Here is a 15,927-nt window from a genome sequence, read left to right as displayed (position 1 = left end):
AAGGATTCTTGGTGAAACGTTTGATTCTGTGAGTTGAGACACAAAATTTACTTTTCTTTGGTCGCGTCGTCGGCTATATCGATCACCATGCGCAGGAACGCCTGATTCCGAAGGGCTATTCACCGGTCCCGTGGAACTTGTCCTGGACTCCGCCGGAAGCCTCCTCTTCAGCGGCGCGCTGTTCGTCCGAGACGAACAATGCAGCCTGCCGTTCACGGGACATCACCGGTTTCAGCGCCGCGTAGACGAGGCGGCCACCGGCGTCGAACCTCAAGACTCCGCCTCCGCGGATGTCCACATACTCGCGCTCGGTCTTCAGGCCAAGACGCACATAGGCCTCTTTTCGGCTCATGCGCACCGTCTGAATGAAGGACGCTCCGATCTCCGAGACGACGAAGCCGTCCGGGGTGACCCGCTCGGAAGTCCGCACTCGCGTGGAACTAAGCGGAGTTCGGCGCTCCAAACGGGCGGCATCGAGCAGCCGGGGGTTTTCCCAGACAAAGCGCTGGACCTCTTGGGGATCCGAGCCCAGTGCCGTGAGCCGAATAGGGTACCGCAGCCCCTGGTAGTTGTCCACCCCGGAAATATTGGACAGCGAGACTCGATGGATGCCGATCCCGGAGAATTCGGCTTGGAGGGCCTCCCGGTAACCGTGCGCGTCCTCTGGAACCATGTCCAGGTCCGATGCCATGACCCCCCGCAACAGGTCGTGCCAGGAGACGTCCACAGGAGGCATGTAGGCCAGCCCCCGGATGAGCATGCGCAGGACCCTGATGCCCACGATGGATCCGGACTCGGCTTTTTGCTGCAGGCTCTGCCCCTCACCGAAGCGGCGGTTCCGTTCGACCCAGAGTCTATGGACAGCTCGCAACACGGCCCCGACGACGACCGCGCCACGCTGGTGCGGCTCCGGCAGCTCCTGCCAGTGGTCGGGGACCGCACCGACGAACGGCTCACGCAGCGGGCCGCGGGCATAGAGATCCCGGGCAAAGTCGAAGATGGACCGCATCAAGACGGTCTCGTCCACTTCCTGTCCGGCCTCGAATCCGCCGGCCGCGGCCTTGAGCTGGCGGTACACCACGTCCCGCGAAGAAAACACAGAAAGGACGGCAACAAGGTCCGCCAGCGCTTCATGCAAGGCGATTTGTTCCGCCGTGGCCATCGCATCACCCCATGCCGGCCGGAATCCATCAAGGATTGCGTGCGTAACCTCGTGCGCCACGATGTCCCGGAACAACGCGGTCGGAACCTTGTAGCCCATGCGGTCGATGGACCCGAAGCGGATGATGTTGGTGTCCCGCTCGTAGCCGGTGTCCGTGGCCGTCACGAGGTCGCGGGCCTTCAACACGAGCCGCCCCTCCGGATTCCACGGCATGCGCCGGCCCAGGGTCGATTCGAACAGGTCAAGGGTTGCCGAAGCCACGCCATAGACGTGCTGGGCCAGGAACCTCGAATCGTCAAGGAGTGCCCGCAAGTCCGCGGGCGGGTCCTCGGAGACGAGGCGCCACGGATCCCCCGGCGCCGTGAGGGTAATGGGAACCACGCTGGTGCCGCGCCATTTCCTGATGTGCACGGCAAGCCGGTGTCCCGTGGGACCGCGCCGCAAGCGCTCAACGGGGATGCGCAGCCGGGCGATCAACGGACCGTCGCCGCCCCTGCCGATCGGGCCTTCAGCAAGAACCGCCACCTCGACCATTTGCCCGGCCTTGATGTCCCCCGGGGCCTTCTTTTGAAATGCCACAGCCATCGCCGTCCCGAATGCGGAACCCCAACCACCGCAGCGGAAACGCTGCTTAGCCAAGTATGGAGCGGGCCTTCACTGGAGGCAATGGCGCAGACACCGCTAGGGCGCTGCCGCGGACACCCTTAGAGCGCCGCGCGCTGGAGGGACCGGGCGGCGTCGATGGTTGCCTGGCCCAGTACACGCGTGCCTTGATACAACACGATGGTCTGTCCGGGGGCCACTCCGCGCAGCGGATCGATAAGTGTCACCACGAGGCCTTCACGCTCGATGCCGGCGTCGTCGACATTCCGCCCTACCGACGCCTTGGCCGGAACGGGGTCGCCATGGGCCCGCACCTGGGCATAGCAGTCGAACTCGGCTCCGGTAGCTACCTCGGCGATGGGCAGTCCGGCCCAGGACACCTTGATTCCGCGGATCTCGTCGATCGCGAGCAGGGCTTCGGGCCCGACGACAACCTTGTTTTCCTTGGGCCGGATTTCCAGCACAAAGCGTGGCCTGCCGTCAGCGGCAGGAGTGCCCAGCTTGAGCCCGCGGCGCTGGCCGACCGTGAACGCGTTGGCGCCTGGGTGCTCCCCTACCTTGGTCCCGGCCTCGTCCACGATGTCGCCTGTGGTCATGTCGATCTTTTCGGCAAGCCAACCCGCGGTGTCGCCATCGGGGATGAAGCAGATGTCATGGCTGTCCGGCTTGTTCGCCACGGACAGGCCGCGGCGTTCGGCCTCCGCGCGGACCTCGGCCTTGGAGGGGGTCTCGGCCAGCGGGAACATGGAGTGCTTGAGCTGTTCGTGGGTCAGGACGCCGAGAACGTAGCTCTGGTCCTTGGCCCAATCGGCCGCGCGGTGGAGTTCGGGATTGCCGTCCGCATCCTGGATGACCTTGGCGTAGTGACCCGTGCAGACCGCGTCGAAGCCCAGCGCGATGGCCTTTTCCAGTAAGGCCGCGAACTTGATCCGCTCGTTGCAGCGCATGCAGGGATTGGGAGTGCGACCCGCGGCGTATTCGTCGATGAAGTCCTGGACGACGTCTTCCTTGAATCGCTCCGAAAAGTCCCAAACATAATACGGGATCCCCAGCACATCGCAGGCGCGCCAAGCGTCACGGGAGTCTTCGATCGTGCAGCAGCCGCGGCTGCCGGTACGCAGCGTTCCGGGCATGCGTGACAGCGCCAAGTGGACGCCGACGACGTCGTGCCCCGCCTCGACGGCGCGGGCGGCGGCAACGGCGGAATCGACTCCGCCGCTCATGGCTGCAAGAACTCGCATGCTGGCTTTCTGTAGGTGTCGGGGAGGAGAATTGCGGCTGAAAAGAGTGAGCGCGCCCGACTATTCTAGCGCCCCGCCGGAATGGGCCCCAAAATGCCTTGACCGCCATCACGGACAATTCTAAAGTCAAAACTATCAGTTTTAGATGTTCGACTGCGTGAACCGTCCGCGTCCACGCGAACTTCCACTCCCCCGCGAATCGAGTCACCATGGAGACTGAACCCATCGTCATCGCCGGCGGCGGACTGGCCGGAGCCACCGCCGCCAAAACCCTACGCTCAGAAGGATTCGAAGGCAGGATCACGGTGGTTTGCGCCGAGGATGAGCAGCCCTATCTGCGTCCTCCGCTTTCCAAGGAGTTTCTCTTGGGAAAGGCAGACGAGGACGCCGTCCCGGTGCTGGCGGCCGGCTGGTACCAGGAGAACGGCGTCGAACTCCTCCTCGGCGAGGCGGCCATTGCCGCCGATCCTGCCACCCACACCCTGCAGCTGGATTCAGGGACGCAACTCGAGTTCAGCCGGCTACTCATTGCCACGGGAGCGCAACCGCGGCACATCCCCCTCCCCGGTTCCGAACTGGCCGGCGTCACGACGTTCCGGACTTTCAACGATTCGCGCAAACTCAAGGAAGGGCTGTCAGTCGGCGGAAGGAACGTGGTGATGGTCGGCTCTGGCTGGATCGGCATGGAGCTTGCCGCGGCCGCCAGGAGCTACGGCAACGCGGTGACCCTGCTGGGATTGGAGGACGTGCCACTGAGCCTGGCCATCGGACCCGAGCTGGGTGGCTTCTTCCGCAACCTGCACGAAAAGCACGGCGTCCAGTTCCGGCTCCCCGCGAGCGCAGCGGAGATCAGGGGACGTGACGGCAAGGCACAGGCGGTTGTCACCAACTCCGGCGAGGTCCTTCCAGCCGACCTGTTGGTGGTGGCCGTGGGCGTTGTTCCGGACACCGCCCTGGCCGAAGCCATGGGGCTGGAAATCCGGAATGGAATCGTGGTCGATTCTTCGCTCCGGACCAGCAGTCCCGATGTCTTTGCGGCGGGAGACGTTGCCAATGCCCTCCACCCCTTCACTGGCGAGCACCACCGCAGCGAGCACTGGTCCAACGCCCTCAACGGCGGCAAGGTCGCGGCCAAAGCGATGCTGGGGCAGGACGCGATGCTGGACGTGGTCCCGTATTTCTACACGGACCAGTTCGACGTCTCGATGGAGTACTGGGGATATCCCACGCTGGCGGCGGGTTCGGCGCCCGTCATCCGCGGCTCGATGGAGGAGAACAGCTTCATTGCCTTCTGGCTGCGGGACAGTGCCGTGGTGGCCGGTATGAGCGTCAACCAGCAACGCGTCCAGAAGCCCATCAAGGCGTTGATTGCCGGGCGGGTCCGCGTCGACACCGACCGCTTGGTTGACCCTGCGGTGCCGTTGGATCAGTTGTTGCCGGAAGCCTGATCTCCTGCTGGGCCCCTGGCAGAGTCGCCGACATAGCCGCGGGCCACCGTCGCCGCGGTCTGGATACTGGACTCATGCCCGGCCATTCCGGCCAACCTCGCCCGGGCGTACGCGCCGGGCAGCGCGCTGAGCAACGAGTCGACGTCGGCATCGTTCGAGGAATGCCCCAGGCTGAATCGCTGCGCGCCCCGCGCGGTGTCCTCATCCAGCCCCATGGCAAGCAAGACGTGCGAAGGCCTGGGGACGCCTGCGGTACAGGCGGATCCCGTGGAGGACTCAATACCCGCGAGGTCCAGCAGGAACAGCAAGGAATCGCCCTCACATCCCGGGAAGGTGAAGTGCGCGTTGCCCGGAAGCCGGGCGTCTCCAGGCGCTCCGCGCAACACTGCCTCGGGAATGGCCGCCTGGACTCCGTCAATGATCCGGTCGCGCAAAGCACCGATTCGCTCGCGCTCCGCGGGCAGGTTCTGGGCAGCTGACTCCGCCGCGGCGGCGAACGCCGCGATCGACGCTGTATCCAGTGTTCCCGAGCGGACGTCGCGTTCCTGCCCTCCCCCGTGCTGAACGGGCGTGACCTTGGTGGACCGCCCGAGGAACAGGGCGCCCACGCCCACTGGGCCGCCGATTTTGTGGCTCGACGCCGACATCGCGGCGAGCCCCGATTCGCGGAAACCCAGGGGGATCGAGCCGAAAGCCTGGACGGCGTCCGAGTGCACGGGAATGCCGTGACCTGCAGCGAGTTCCACGATCTCCCTGACCGGCTGGATACTCCCGACCTCATTGTTTGCCCACATGACGGTCACCAAGGCCACCGATTCCGGATCGCGTTCGATCTCTGTCCGGACAGCGTCGAGCCGCACCACGCCTTGGGAATCGACAGGGAGCCAGACTGCTTCGGCTCCTTCGTGCCGTTCAAGCCACTCGACGGTGTCCTGCACGGCATGGTGCTCGACGGCGGAGCAAAGGATCCGCTTGCGGCGGCCGTCTTCGTCGTGGCGGGCCCAGTACAGGCCCTTGACTGCGAGGTTGTCGGCCTCGGTACCTCCGGACGTGAAGATGAGCTCGGAAGGATGCGCCCCGGCAGCGGCGGCAATGGCCTCGCGCGCTTCTTCCACCGTTCGCCGGGCACGGCGCCCCGAAGAGTGCAGCGACGAGGGGTTCCCAGTCCGCGCCAGTTCGCGCGTCATTGCACTGAGGGCGACGGCGGCAATGGGCGTGGTGGCGGCATGGTCCAGATAAACAGGCACTACCCAAGTCTATCGACGGAGCGGGATTCAGGCTTTGCCAGGGGAAGGCGGCTGCTCAATCCGACTCCTCAAACCGCGGGGCGGATCCTGGCGCAGCAATGGCCTTCGCGGTTGTCATCGGCGATCCGGTCCTCGGCAATTCCGCACGCGGCCGCCGCTCCGCTCAGGAAGGCGCCGTTCATGGCGCAGACGACGTTCGTGTGGCTTTCGGCCAGCCGGTGGAACGGGCAATTGACCAGGGAGTACCCACCGTCGTCGTCAGCTTCCGGGCGATAGCCGTGGCTCGCGAGAAGGTCCAGGAATTGCGGCTCGGCGCTTCCGGCCTCGCGGCCCCGCGCATAAGCAGTTCCGAGGAGTACCTCACGGGGGGAACCTCCCTCGGCCATCAGATCCTGGATGGCCGAGGCCATCACTTCCCCGGCGAGGTCATAGTGGCGCTCCGGAACCGAGGCGCCGATCTCTTCAATGACCGGGGCGTAGAGCTTCGCGGGGCGCCCGGAACCTGGCCCAACCTTGCCACCGAGTTTGCGGAATTCAACGCTCAGGAGCCCGTCCCGGACCAGCCGGTCCAGGTGGAAGGAGGCGGTGCTCCGGGGAAGTCCGAGAGCCATCGCGGCGTCGTCGCGGCTCACCGCGCGGTTGGCACCGCAGACGTGTTCATACAAGCGGCGGCGGTTGCCGTCGTCGAGCGATGCGAGGGCCGAGAGTCGACGCAGCCAGGGAAGTCCGGTCATGGATCCAGCTTAACTCTAAAAACAACACTCGTTGCTTAATTCCTCCGAACATTCTAAAATCAAGCTATCTACTTTTAGAAGAGGCCATCATGAACACTGCATCATCCGCAACCCGAGCGAAAACCGGATCACTCACGTCCATGGATCCACAGCGGCAGGCATTCCTGCTCCTCCGGACCGTGTTCACCGTGGCGCCGATCATTTTCGGCCTGGACAAGTTCACCAATCTGCTTACCCACTGGACGATCTACCTGGCCCCCGTGGCCACCTCGGTGGTGCCGATCCCTGCCCAGACATTCATGTACATCGTGGGCGTCGTAGAGATTGTGGCCGGTATTGCGGTAGCGGTCCGCCCGCGCTTTGGCTCGCTCCTGGTAGCCGTATGGCTTCTGGGTATCATCGTGAACCTGCTGGTGCTCGGCAACTTCTTCGACGTCGCACTCCGCGACTTCGGGCTGCTGGTGGCCGCACTCGCGCTCAACCGCTTGGCCGTAGCCTCGCGTCGCTGAACGGCCTGCTCAGGCCAACACCCGCAGGGCGCCCGGAACCACGTCGATGTCCAAGGGAAGGAGGCCGATCCGCTCACCGTCGGCGTAGGCCACCACGTTGTGGGCCGCAAGGCGCACTGAGCGGACCCGGCGGATTTCCACGGCCGGATGCGAGGTATGGCGGCCGGAGAAGACCTTCGGGAAGACCGCAAGGAAGGCCAGCCGGGACAGAGGCTTGACGACAAACAGATCGAGCAACCCGTCGTCGGGCGCGGCGTCCGGGACGATGCGCATCCCACCGCCGATCGACTGAGCGTTGGCCACCGAAATCAACATGGCACCCTCCCTCGATGTCACGCCGTCGGCCGTCACGGTGTAGTTGATGGCCCGGAACGAACCCAACTCCCGGAGCATCGCCAGCGTGTAACGAAACGAGCCGCGGGGCCACCGCCAGGAGTTGGCCCGTTCGTTGACGGCGGCGTCGAAGCCGGCGGACACAGCCCCGGCAAACCACGTGGTCCGTCCGCCTGCGGTGATGCGGCCTGCGTCGAGCACCCGCCCGCCGTCGGCGAGCGCCGAGATCACGCGGGCGCACGACCCCGCAACATCCTGCAAAGGCAGCCCAAGCATCCGGGCTACGTCGTTTCCGGTGCCCACGGGAACGATCCCGAGCGGAAGCCCGGTCCCACCGAGTGAGTTGACCCCCAAATGGACCATGCCGTCGCCGCCCACCACCACCAAGGCATCGGTGCCCGTGTGAAGGGCTTCGTCTACCGCTTCCCGCAGAGCGTCCATGCTGTTGCGCCGAAGAACGACGACGTCGAGGCCGGCGGCGCGGAGGCAGCGCTCGGCTTCGTCCCCCGCAAGGGAGTGCCGGCCAAATGCTGCAGCCGGATTCACCGCCAGGACGATCCTTCGGCGGGGAGCGTCACGCGGCCGCTCAGGACCCGTGCCTGGTAGGTCAAGGGGACTATTGGCGCCGGCCGGGGAGTTCACAGCATGAATCATGCCACCGGCACGCGCGGGACCCCGGGAACTAAAGCCCGGGGCGCCGTCGTTCTCATGGATGGCTGGCTAGACTTGCCAAGATCGCTACTCCGCACCGGGACGGCGGGAAACTTCAGAATTTCCAGAGAAAGGCCCATGGTTGGCTGAGGGCAGCAGTTCCCACTATCAGGTCCTCCGGGTCCCCGTCACTGCGACGGACAAGGAGATCAAAGTGGCCTACCGAAAGGCTGCGAGGAACGCCCACCCGGACCATGGCGGGGATCCTGAAGTCTTTCGGCAGGTCACGCTCGCGTACGAGACCCTGATTGATCCCAAACGACGCGCGGAGTACGACCGCCGCTACGCGAGCGGCGCTTCCGGCAGGGCAACCCCCTATCCGGCGCAAAGACCGAACTACGGCGGGGCCGGCGCTCCCGGAGGGGAAACCCGCACCACCGCCGGGGTCCACAGGCCGAATGCCCCGCGCAACACCGCCGGCGACGCCCCCGTCTATGTCCCGCCCTTCGATGATCCACACGAGGTTCCCCTCATCTCCAAGGGCGAGGCCGCCCTGCAGATCCACGGGATTCCCCGGAAGCGTGGAATCTTCGGCGCCGAAGCCCGCATTCAGCGCGAAATGCGGACAGTCCAGCTCATCAGCCGCCAGATCCTGCCCGCCATCCCCTCGGCCCGCCTCATCAACGGTCTCCGCTCCCCCTCGGACGACAGCCACATCGATCACGCCCTGCTTGCCGGATACCGCCTGGCGTTGATCGGCTCCATGCTGCTTCCCAAGGGCGCCTATGCCTGGGACGGGTTGGCGCTCAAGCACGGCGGCCGTTCGGTGCCACCGCCGCGACTCGAGCTGATCGTGCGCCACATGCAGGAGATCTTCCCGGAATTGAATGTGACGGGCTGGGTGGTAGTCCACAGCCCGGACGGCAGCCCGCACGAACCAGTCATCGACCACTACCGGCGAACGGACGGAGATTTCGGTTCAGTCCAGATCGTCAACGCTTCCGGGCTGGCCCGCGGCCTCAAGCAGTTCCTGGGTTCGGGCCCCGTGCCCAACACCGTGGTGATCCCGGTGCTCGCCCGGCTGCTGCGCGGCATGCACTGAGCTGTCCAAGCGGGCACTTCCGCTGGCTAGGATTGGTACGTGTTCCGCATCCTCTTCCATACTCCTGAAATCCCGGGCAACACGGGCAACGCTATCCGGCTCGCCGCCATCACCGGCGCGGAGCTCCACTTGGTGGAGCCGCTGGGCTTCGACTTCTCCGACGCGAAGTTGCGCCGGGCGGGGCTCGACTACCACGACCTCGCGGTGGTCACGGTGCATAAGGACATCGAGGCGGCGTGGGCGGCCTTGCAACCCGATCGCGTTTTCGCATTCACGTCCGACGGCGAAGCCTCCTATGCGGACATTGCCTACCAGGAAGGCGACGTGCTGCTGTTCGGCCCGGAATCCGTCGGGCTTCCGCAGTGGCTGAAAGAGGACCCGCACGTCACGGCCCGCGTTCGGCTCCCGATGCTGCCATCGCTTCGCTCCCTGAACCTGGCCAATGCCGCCTCGATCGCCGTGTACGAGGCCTGGCGCCAACACGGTTTTGCGGGCGCGAAGCTCTAGCGGGCTGACCTAGCGGCCCAGATATCCGCAAGGTCACCTCGGCGGATCACCCATCCAAAGCTCCCGCTGCGCCGAACACCCTATGCAGGCACCAACAGCCTGGCAGGCATCTGGCCTGCGAAGCAAGGGGCCGGTGAAGCGACGGTCGCGGAAGGGGCTCAGGTGACTACTCTCAAGACTCGCAGTGCTTCTGGTACTGCCGGGGTCACGAGCAATCTATGCTGGACGGTGATGGATACACCGAATGTGCGAGGCCCCGAGGCCCCCGGCCTGATAGCCGGCTCCAATGCGCAGCTTGCGGAATTGCTGGGGTTGATGGCCGACGGCGACCGGGCCGCCTTCAGCGAGTTCTACCGGCTCACCGCGCGGCGGGTCTTCGGGATGGCCAAGCGCGTCTTGGTAGATGCGGGCTTGAGCGAAGATACCACCCAGGAAGTTTTCATCCAGGTCTGGCAGAACGCGGCCAAATTCAATCCCGAGGCGGGCAGTCCGCTCGCCTGGCTCATGACCATCACCCACAGGCGGGCGATCGACCGCGTCCGTTCGGCCCAGTCGGCCACGGACCGCGAAGCGAAGTATGGCGCAGCGAGCCAACTCCTTGACCACGATTCAGTGGAAGAAGAAGCCAGCAGCCGGCTTGAGGCCGAAGCAGTCACCCGTTGCCTTGGCACCCTTACGGAAACGCAATTGGAATCCGTGCGGCTCGCCTACTATGGCGGGCTCACCTATCGGGAAGTCGCCGAACAACTCGGTGCCGCGATTCCGACCATCAAGTCCCGCATCCGCGATGGACTTCTCCGACTCAAGACTTGCCTGGGGGTGAGCTGACATGACCGAACACGATGACAACAAGCAGAACTTCGGGAAGGAAGGTTACCTCCGCAAGATGTTCGCCACCGATATAGCCATTGATCTTGCCGAAGGCCGCGTCTTGGAGCTTGCCGAGATCTATGCCCTCGACGCGCTGAGCGACGCCGAGCGCGCGGAAATCGACAACTACATTGCCACCGCGCCTGAACGCTCAGCGTTCCTTGACCGGGTCAGGCAGTCACGCGAAACCCTCGCCACCTCCTTCGCCGACGAGGCCGAACCGCGGCCTGGGCTCTTGCAGGACATTCTGCGGCAGCTCCCCCAACAACCACGCGTGGCATCCGCGCCGTCGCCGGCTCCCGAAGCGTCGGCTGGCCCCACAATAATGCACGTTGCCCCCGACGTCGTGGACCTCGCCGCAGCCCGGAACCGACGGGATCGGCGACGTTTCGGCGGCGTCCGCGGTTGGGTGGCGGCCGCCGCGGCTGCTGCGGTGATTGCCCTTGGCGGGGTGGGCGTAGGCGTCTATGTAGCCGGGCAGAACGATCCCGTGAACCAGGTCCTGCAGGCCGGCGATGTCCGGCAAGCTACCGTCAACGTCAACGGCGGCGGCACTGCCACCGTGTCCATTTCCAGCACGAAGAACGCTGTGGTGGTCCGCATGAACGGAGTTCCCGCTCCCCCCGCGGGCAAGGTCTATCAGATGTGGCTCATTCCCAAGGACGGCTCCGACCCCGTATCCCAGGGACTCATGGACGCCGAAGCCCTGAGCCATCCGGCGGTGGTCTCGGGCATTTCCAGCGCGGCAGCCATCGGGATCACCGTGGAACCCGTGGGCGGCTCGAAGAAACCGACGCTCCCCACCGTTGCGGCAGCACCTCTCACGTTATAGGGAGAGGCTTCGCCGCTGACCCGTCCAGCCCGTCCAGCCCGTCCAGCAACAGGGCTTGACCTTGACGTAGCGTCAACTTCTACGCTGGATATATGAAGCAGGACAAAGCCGATACGTGGACCATTTCCGAAGTGGCCAAAGCCAGCAAAGTTTCCTCACGGACCTTGCGGCACTACGACCAGCTCGGACTATTGGAGCCTGCCCGTAGTACCGGGCACAACGGCTACCGGTACTACGGGCAGCCCGAGCTGCTGCGCCTGCAGCGCATTCTCCTGCTTCGTGAACTTGGCCTTGGGCTCGAGACCATCGGCGAAGTTCTGGATGGCCAAGCCGATCCTGCGGAGGCGCTTGCCGTACACAGGAACTGGCTGCTGGCTGAGCGGGACCGCCTGGACCGGATGTCCCGGACGGTCGACGCCACTATCGCAGCACTACGTCAAGGAGAAACCATGACCGCGGAGAATATCTTCAAGGATTTCGACAACAACCCCTACGAAGCCGAAGCGCGCGATCGCTGGGGCGACCGGGCCGTCGACGACAGCAAGGCCCGCCACTCGGCAATGACACCGGCCCGGAAACAGGCGTTCATGGAGGAGTACGCGGCCCTGAACCAGGAACTCGCCCGCTGCTTCGACGCCGCCCTTCCAGCGGCCCACCCGGCGGTCCAGGCCGCCGTGGACCGCCACTACAAGTGGATCTGCGCCAGTTGGACACCGAACGCCGAATCCTATCTAGGCCTGGGCCGGATGTATGTGGAGGACCCCCGGTTCACCGCTAATTACGACAAGGTCCGGGTCGGCTTGGCACCCTATCTGCTGGAAGGCATCAAAATCTACGCCGCCGAAAGACTTAGCTAAGGCTTCCCGCTGAAAGCGCGACTGCGGCCCGCCTCCCCCGTGTGGGGAGCCGGGCCGCCGTCGTACTTACCGCTCTGTGTAGTCCCGCTAAATGATCAGCGAGAGCACCATGATGAAGGTGAAGCCGACCACCGAGATAAGCGTCTCCATCACCGACCACGTCTTGAACGTCTGCCCGACCGTCAGGCCGAAGAGCTCCTTCACGAGCCAGAAACCGGCGTCGTTGACGTGGGACAGGAAGAGCGAACCTGCACCGATGGCCAGGGCAAGGAGTGCCGCGTGCGTCGGGCTCAGGCTGCTCGCCAATGGAGCCACGATGCCGGCGGCGGTCACAGTGGCAACTGTCGCCGAGCCCGTCGCCAGGCGGAGCGCCACAGCCACAATGAATCCCAGGACCAGCACGGACATGTTGGCGCCCTCGGCCCATTTCTTGACCGCGTCACCGACGCCGGCACCGATCAGGGTCTGCTTGAAGCCACCGCCGGCGCCCACGATCAGGAGGATCGCGGCGATCGGTCCGAGGCTGTCGCCGAGTTTGGCCGTGATCTTGGTGCCGGTGAATCCGACGGCGTATCCGAAAGTCACCATGGCGGCGAGTACTGCCAGGGTCATGGCCGCGAGCGGCTGGCCCACGAAGTCCAGGACCGTACGGATCATCGGAGCATGGGCGGCGTCGGGCCAGACGATGTCTGCCACGGCCTTCAGGAGCATGAGCACCACCGGGAAGATGATGGTCAACAACGTGACGATGAAGGTCGGCTGACGCTTGACTTCGCTGAGATCGACGGCGTGCTTGGTGTCGACGCCGCCGGCCACCGCGGGAGCATCCACGGGAACCCAGCGCGCGGCCAACCGGGAAAACAGCGGACCACAAATGATGACTGTGGGAATGGCGACCAAGAGTCCCAGTGCCAAGGTGGTGCCCAGTTCAGCCTTCACCGCGCTGATGGCGATCAGTGGCCCTGGGTGCGGCGGCACCAGACCGTGCAACACGGACAGGCCAGCCAAGGCCGGGATGGCGATGCGCATGAGCTTCATCTGCGAGCGTTGGGTGACCAGGACGATCACCGGCAGGAGCAGGACGAGACCAATCTCGAAGAACATCGGAAGGCCGATGATGACTGCGACCAAGGTGATCATCCAGACCACCTTGTTGCCGCTGGCCTTCTCCAGGAGGGTGTCCACCACACGGTTTGCGCCGCCGGAGTCAGCCAGGAGCTTGCCCAGCATGGCGCCGAGTGCAATCAGGATGCCGACCTCTTTGAGGACACCACCCACGCCGTCTTCGAAGTTGCTGATGACCTTGGCCAGTTCCACTCCGGATGCAAGGCCGACGAAGGCCGAGCCGAGCACCAGAGACAGGAAGGGATGAACCTTGAATTTGGCGATCAGCAGGACGATCAGCGCAATGCCGATGGCCGCGACCACGAGGAGTTGGGTATCGTGCCCGGTCCAGTTCACGCTGCATCTCCAGTTGTGTGTGCCGGCTGTGCCTCAAGGCCGAGCCGTTCGATGATTTCGTCAGCTTCTTCAGCCGGAGAAGCGGAAACGCACAGCGAGATGTGGTTCTCCTCCTCGGTGGGCGCCTCAAGTGCATCGAACTGTGATTCCAGCAACGAGGGAGGCATGAAGTGGCCGTGGCGCGAAGCCAGCCGATCGGAAATCTTGTCCTTGCTTCCTTGGAGGAAGACGAACACGACTCCCTCGCCGCGAAGGACATCACGGTAACGCTTCTTCAACGCCGAGCACGTGATGATGCCCGGCTTTCCAACCGCTGTGCGCTCCTTGATCCAATCGGCAATGATGTCCAGCCACGGCCAACGGTCCTCATCGCTGAGTGCGTGCCCTGCCTGCATCTTTGCCACATTCGCTTCGGGGTGCAGGTCGTCGCCTTCGGCGAGGTCCCAACCCAGGCGGCCGGCCAATACGCCGGCCACTGTCGATTTACCGGAACCGGAGACGCCCATGATCACCAATACCGGTTGTTGTGCAGTCTTCGCCATCAAAGTCTGCCTTCCTCAATTAAATATGATTTAAACGAGACTAAGCATATGACACAGGTTACACATCAGCAATTTCAGAAACCGGCGATGGTTCCGGAGCCGTTGACTTCCACTACGTGGAACGCCTCGGCGCCCCGTCCGGCCACCATCCCGGCGCGCGAGGCATTCCGCTCCAACATGCCCCGGACAGCGCGTTCCATACCTTCCAAGTCAGGATGCTGGCTCGCATGGATCCGGATCGCGGCGAGCTTGGCGTCAACGTGTCCTGTGACGTCCACGAAATAGTTCTCACGGGTTTCCGGACCGGCAAACAGCCATAGCCACGGCAACTTGTAGGCCTCGAGTCCGGCCTCCGCGAGTTCCGGGTAAGCGAACGGGTTTTCAACCGCGGGGTACACGGCCCGGGTCACGATTTCCCCCACAGCAAGGTGGTCCGGGTGGCTTTTCTGGATCCGGTCCCAGTTGCGTTCCGGGTGCATCGCCAGGACGACGTCGGGACGGATTTCGCGGATCAACTTCACCACTTGCCTGATGACTTCATGCGTCGGTTCGAGGTAGCCATCACGCCCGTGGAGGTAGTGCAGGTCCGTCACTCCGACGAGGGCCGCGGCTTGTCTCTGCTCCTCCGCGCGCATGGCAATGATTTCTTCGCGGTGGGCTGGATCGAACCCCCCGGCATCGCCGTCGGTCATGATGCAGTAACTGACTTCGACGCCGGCGGCGGTCCAGGCAGCGATGGTGCCGGCCGCACCAAAGTCGATGTCGTCCGGGTGGGCGGTAAAACAAAGCACCCGCTCAACGCGCTCCGTGGAGGCGTTGAACGGGCTCTTTGTTGACGTAGCGTCAGAAGACAAAGGGATCAGCCTTTCCGCTTTTTGATCTCTTCGGTGGCCTGCGGAACAACCTTGAAGAGGTCGCCGATGATGCCAAAGTCCGCGATTTCGAAAATCGGCGATTCCGCATCCTTGTTGATCGCGACGATCACCTTGGAGGTCTGCATGCCGGCCTTCTGCTGGATGGCACCTGAGATGCCTGCCGAGATGTAAAGCTGCGGGGAAACGGTCTTGCCCGTTTGGCCTACTTGGTAGTCATGGCCGATCCAGCCTGCATCCGTAGCGGCACGGGAAGCCCCGAGTGCACCGCCCAGCGCGTCGGCCAGTTCTTCCAAGGGACCGAAGTCGCCATCGACGCCGCGGCCGCCCGCAACCACAATCCGGGCTTCAGTGAGCTCGGGACGGCCACTGGCAGGCTTTTCGGCGCGCCCGGTGATCCGTGCGGCGTTCGCCGTGGCGTCGGCCGGGACGTCGATAGTGACGGCTTCAGGAGTGCTTGCCGCGGCCGGGGCCTCGACGTCAACACTGTTGGGCTTGACCGTGAGCACGGCGACGGCCGTCCGAGCCTTGGCCGTGGTGGTGTACGAACCCGCCAGGACCGACTTGTGGGCCGTGCCATCGGCGTCGACGCCCACAACATCGGTGATGACACCGGCGTTGAGCTTCACGCCAAGGCGGGCTGCGATTTCCTTACCGTCCGCCGTGTTCTCCAGCAGGACAGTTTCGGCTCCGGAGGCGGCAACAGCCGCGGCAAGGTATGCGGCTTTCGGCGCGACGAGGTAGTCGTCCAGGTCCGTAGTGGATGGCCGGTAGAGAACTGAGGCTCCGTGCGCCCCCAAGGCGGCGGCGACGTCGTCGTGCAGTTCACCGTTGAACGCGACTGCCGCTTCCCCGAGGGAACGGGCGATCGTCAGGAGTTCGAGGCTGCTCTTCTTGAGCGCCGATCCCGGGTTGTCAATGAATACAAGTGCTTTTGCCATGTGTCTGGAATCCTC

At 64.5% G+C, this 15,927-nt stretch carries 16 protein-coding genes; 7 read left to right on the top strand and 9 right to left on the bottom strand.

Annotated elements, in window-relative coordinates; all coding sequences use genetic code 11:
* Nucleotides 1-115: 115 nt before the first annotated feature.
* Nucleotides 116-1,741 carry a gluzincin family metallopeptidase gene (locus OOZ51_RS01425; RefSeq protein WP_265977102.1) on the bottom strand — a complete coding sequence of 542 codons (1,626 nt, stop codon included), beginning with the start codon at nt 1,739-1,741 and terminating at the stop codon, nt 116-118.
* A gap of 125 nt (nt 1,742-1,866) precedes the next feature.
* Nucleotides 1,867-2,988, bottom strand: coding sequence for a tRNA 2-thiouridine(34) synthase MnmA (mnmA, locus tag OOZ51_RS01420; RefSeq protein ID WP_416346336.1), 1,122 nt, complete (start codon nt 2,986-2,988; stop codon nt 1,867-1,869).
* 227 nt (nt 2,989-3,215) lie between these two features.
* Between mnmA and OOZ51_RS01415 the strand changes: the two genes are divergently transcribed.
* Nucleotides 3,216-4,454, top strand: a complete 1,239-nt coding sequence (locus OOZ51_RS01415) for an NAD(P)/FAD-dependent oxidoreductase (protein ID WP_265977100.1) — start codon at nt 3,216-3,218, stop codon at nt 4,452-4,454.
* Here the strand turns inward: OOZ51_RS01415 and OOZ51_RS01410 are convergent.
* Nucleotides 4,433-5,701, bottom strand: coding sequence for a cysteine desulfurase family protein (locus OOZ51_RS01410; RefSeq protein ID WP_265977099.1), 1,269 nt, complete (start codon nt 5,699-5,701; stop codon nt 4,433-4,435). The genes OOZ51_RS01415 and OOZ51_RS01410 overlap by 22 nt on opposite strands.
* Nucleotides 5,702-5,769: 68 nt before the next feature.
* On the bottom strand, nt 5,770-6,435 hold the full coding sequence (locus OOZ51_RS01405; RefSeq protein ID WP_265977098.1) for a helix-turn-helix transcriptional regulator: 666 nt from the start codon (nt 6,433-6,435) through the stop codon (nt 5,770-5,772).
* Nucleotides 6,436-6,524: 89 nt separating this feature from the next.
* Between OOZ51_RS01405 and OOZ51_RS01400 the strand changes: the two genes are divergently transcribed.
* Nucleotides 6,525-6,944, top strand: a complete 420-nt coding sequence (locus tag OOZ51_RS01400; protein WP_265977097.1) for a hypothetical protein — start codon at nt 6,525-6,527, stop codon at nt 6,942-6,944.
* Nucleotides 6,945-6,953: 9 nt separating this feature from the next.
* Here OOZ51_RS01400 and OOZ51_RS01395 read toward each other — a convergent pair whose 3' ends face one another.
* Complete coding sequence (locus OOZ51_RS01395) at nt 6,954-7,823, bottom strand: diacylglycerol/lipid kinase family protein (RefSeq protein WP_265977096.1); 870 nt, start codon at nt 7,821-7,823, stop codon at nt 6,954-6,956.
* A 247-nt stretch (nt 7,824-8,070) separates the two neighbouring features.
* Between OOZ51_RS01395 and OOZ51_RS01390 the strand changes: the two genes are divergently transcribed.
* From OOZ51_RS01390 to OOZ51_RS01370, 5 genes are all read left to right on the top strand, one after another.
* Nucleotides 8,071-9,030, top strand: a complete 960-nt coding sequence (locus OOZ51_RS01390; protein WP_265977095.1) for a J domain-containing protein — start codon at nt 8,071-8,073, stop codon at nt 9,028-9,030.
* Nucleotides 9,031-9,069: 39 nt separating this feature from the next.
* The gene (locus OOZ51_RS01385) at nt 9,070-9,537 is read left to right on the top strand and encodes a tRNA (cytidine(34)-2'-O)-methyltransferase (protein WP_265977094.1); all 468 of its coding nucleotides are present in this window, start codon (nt 9,070-9,072) and stop codon (nt 9,535-9,537) included.
* Nucleotides 9,538-9,768: 231 nt separating this feature from the next.
* Complete coding sequence (sigK, locus tag OOZ51_RS01380; RefSeq protein WP_265977305.1) at nt 9,769-10,365, top strand: ECF RNA polymerase sigma factor SigK; 597 nt, start codon at nt 9,769-9,771, stop codon at nt 10,363-10,365.
* A 1-nt stretch (nt 10,366) separates the two neighbouring features.
* Nucleotides 10,367-11,239, top strand: coding sequence for an anti-sigma factor (locus OOZ51_RS01375; protein WP_265977093.1), 873 nt, complete (start codon nt 10,367-10,369; stop codon nt 11,237-11,239).
* Between the two features lie 92 nt (nt 11,240-11,331).
* Complete coding sequence (locus OOZ51_RS01370) at nt 11,332-12,096, top strand: MerR family transcriptional regulator (protein ID WP_265977092.1); 765 nt, start codon at nt 11,332-11,334, stop codon at nt 12,094-12,096.
* Between the two features lie 87 nt (nt 12,097-12,183).
* Here the strand turns inward: OOZ51_RS01370 and OOZ51_RS01365 are convergent, their stop codons facing one another.
* The 4 genes from OOZ51_RS01365 to OOZ51_RS01350 all read right to left on the bottom strand — a co-directional run bounded on the left by OOZ51_RS01365 (nt 12,184) and on the right by OOZ51_RS01350 (nt 15,912).
* Nucleotides 12,184-13,557 carry a GntT/GntP/DsdX family permease gene (locus tag OOZ51_RS01365; protein WP_265977091.1) on the bottom strand — a complete coding sequence of 458 codons (1,374 nt, stop codon included), beginning with the start codon at nt 13,555-13,557 and terminating at the stop codon, nt 12,184-12,186.
* On the bottom strand, nt 13,554-14,099 hold the full coding sequence (locus tag OOZ51_RS01360; protein WP_265977090.1) for a gluconokinase: 546 nt from the start codon (nt 14,097-14,099) through the stop codon (nt 13,554-13,556). The genes OOZ51_RS01365 and OOZ51_RS01360 overlap by 4 nt, the downstream gene beginning before the upstream one ends.
* Before the next feature lie 74 nt (nt 14,100-14,173).
* Nucleotides 14,174-14,953, bottom strand: coding sequence for a PIG-L deacetylase family protein (locus OOZ51_RS01355; RefSeq protein WP_265977089.1), 780 nt, complete (start codon nt 14,951-14,953; stop codon nt 14,174-14,176).
* 5 nt (nt 14,954-14,958) lie between these two features.
* On the bottom strand, nt 14,959-15,912 hold the full coding sequence (locus OOZ51_RS01350; RefSeq protein ID WP_265977088.1) for an electron transfer flavoprotein subunit alpha/FixB family protein: 954 nt from the start codon (nt 15,910-15,912) through the stop codon (nt 14,959-14,961).
* Nucleotides 15,913-15,927: the final 15 nt, after the last annotated feature.

This window comes from Arthrobacter rhizophilus (genome assembly GCF_026241105.1).
Taxonomy (GTDB): domain Bacteria; phylum Actinomycetota; class Actinomycetes; order Actinomycetales; family Micrococcaceae; genus Arthrobacter.
This window is presented reverse-complemented; position numbering and strand designations above follow the sequence as displayed.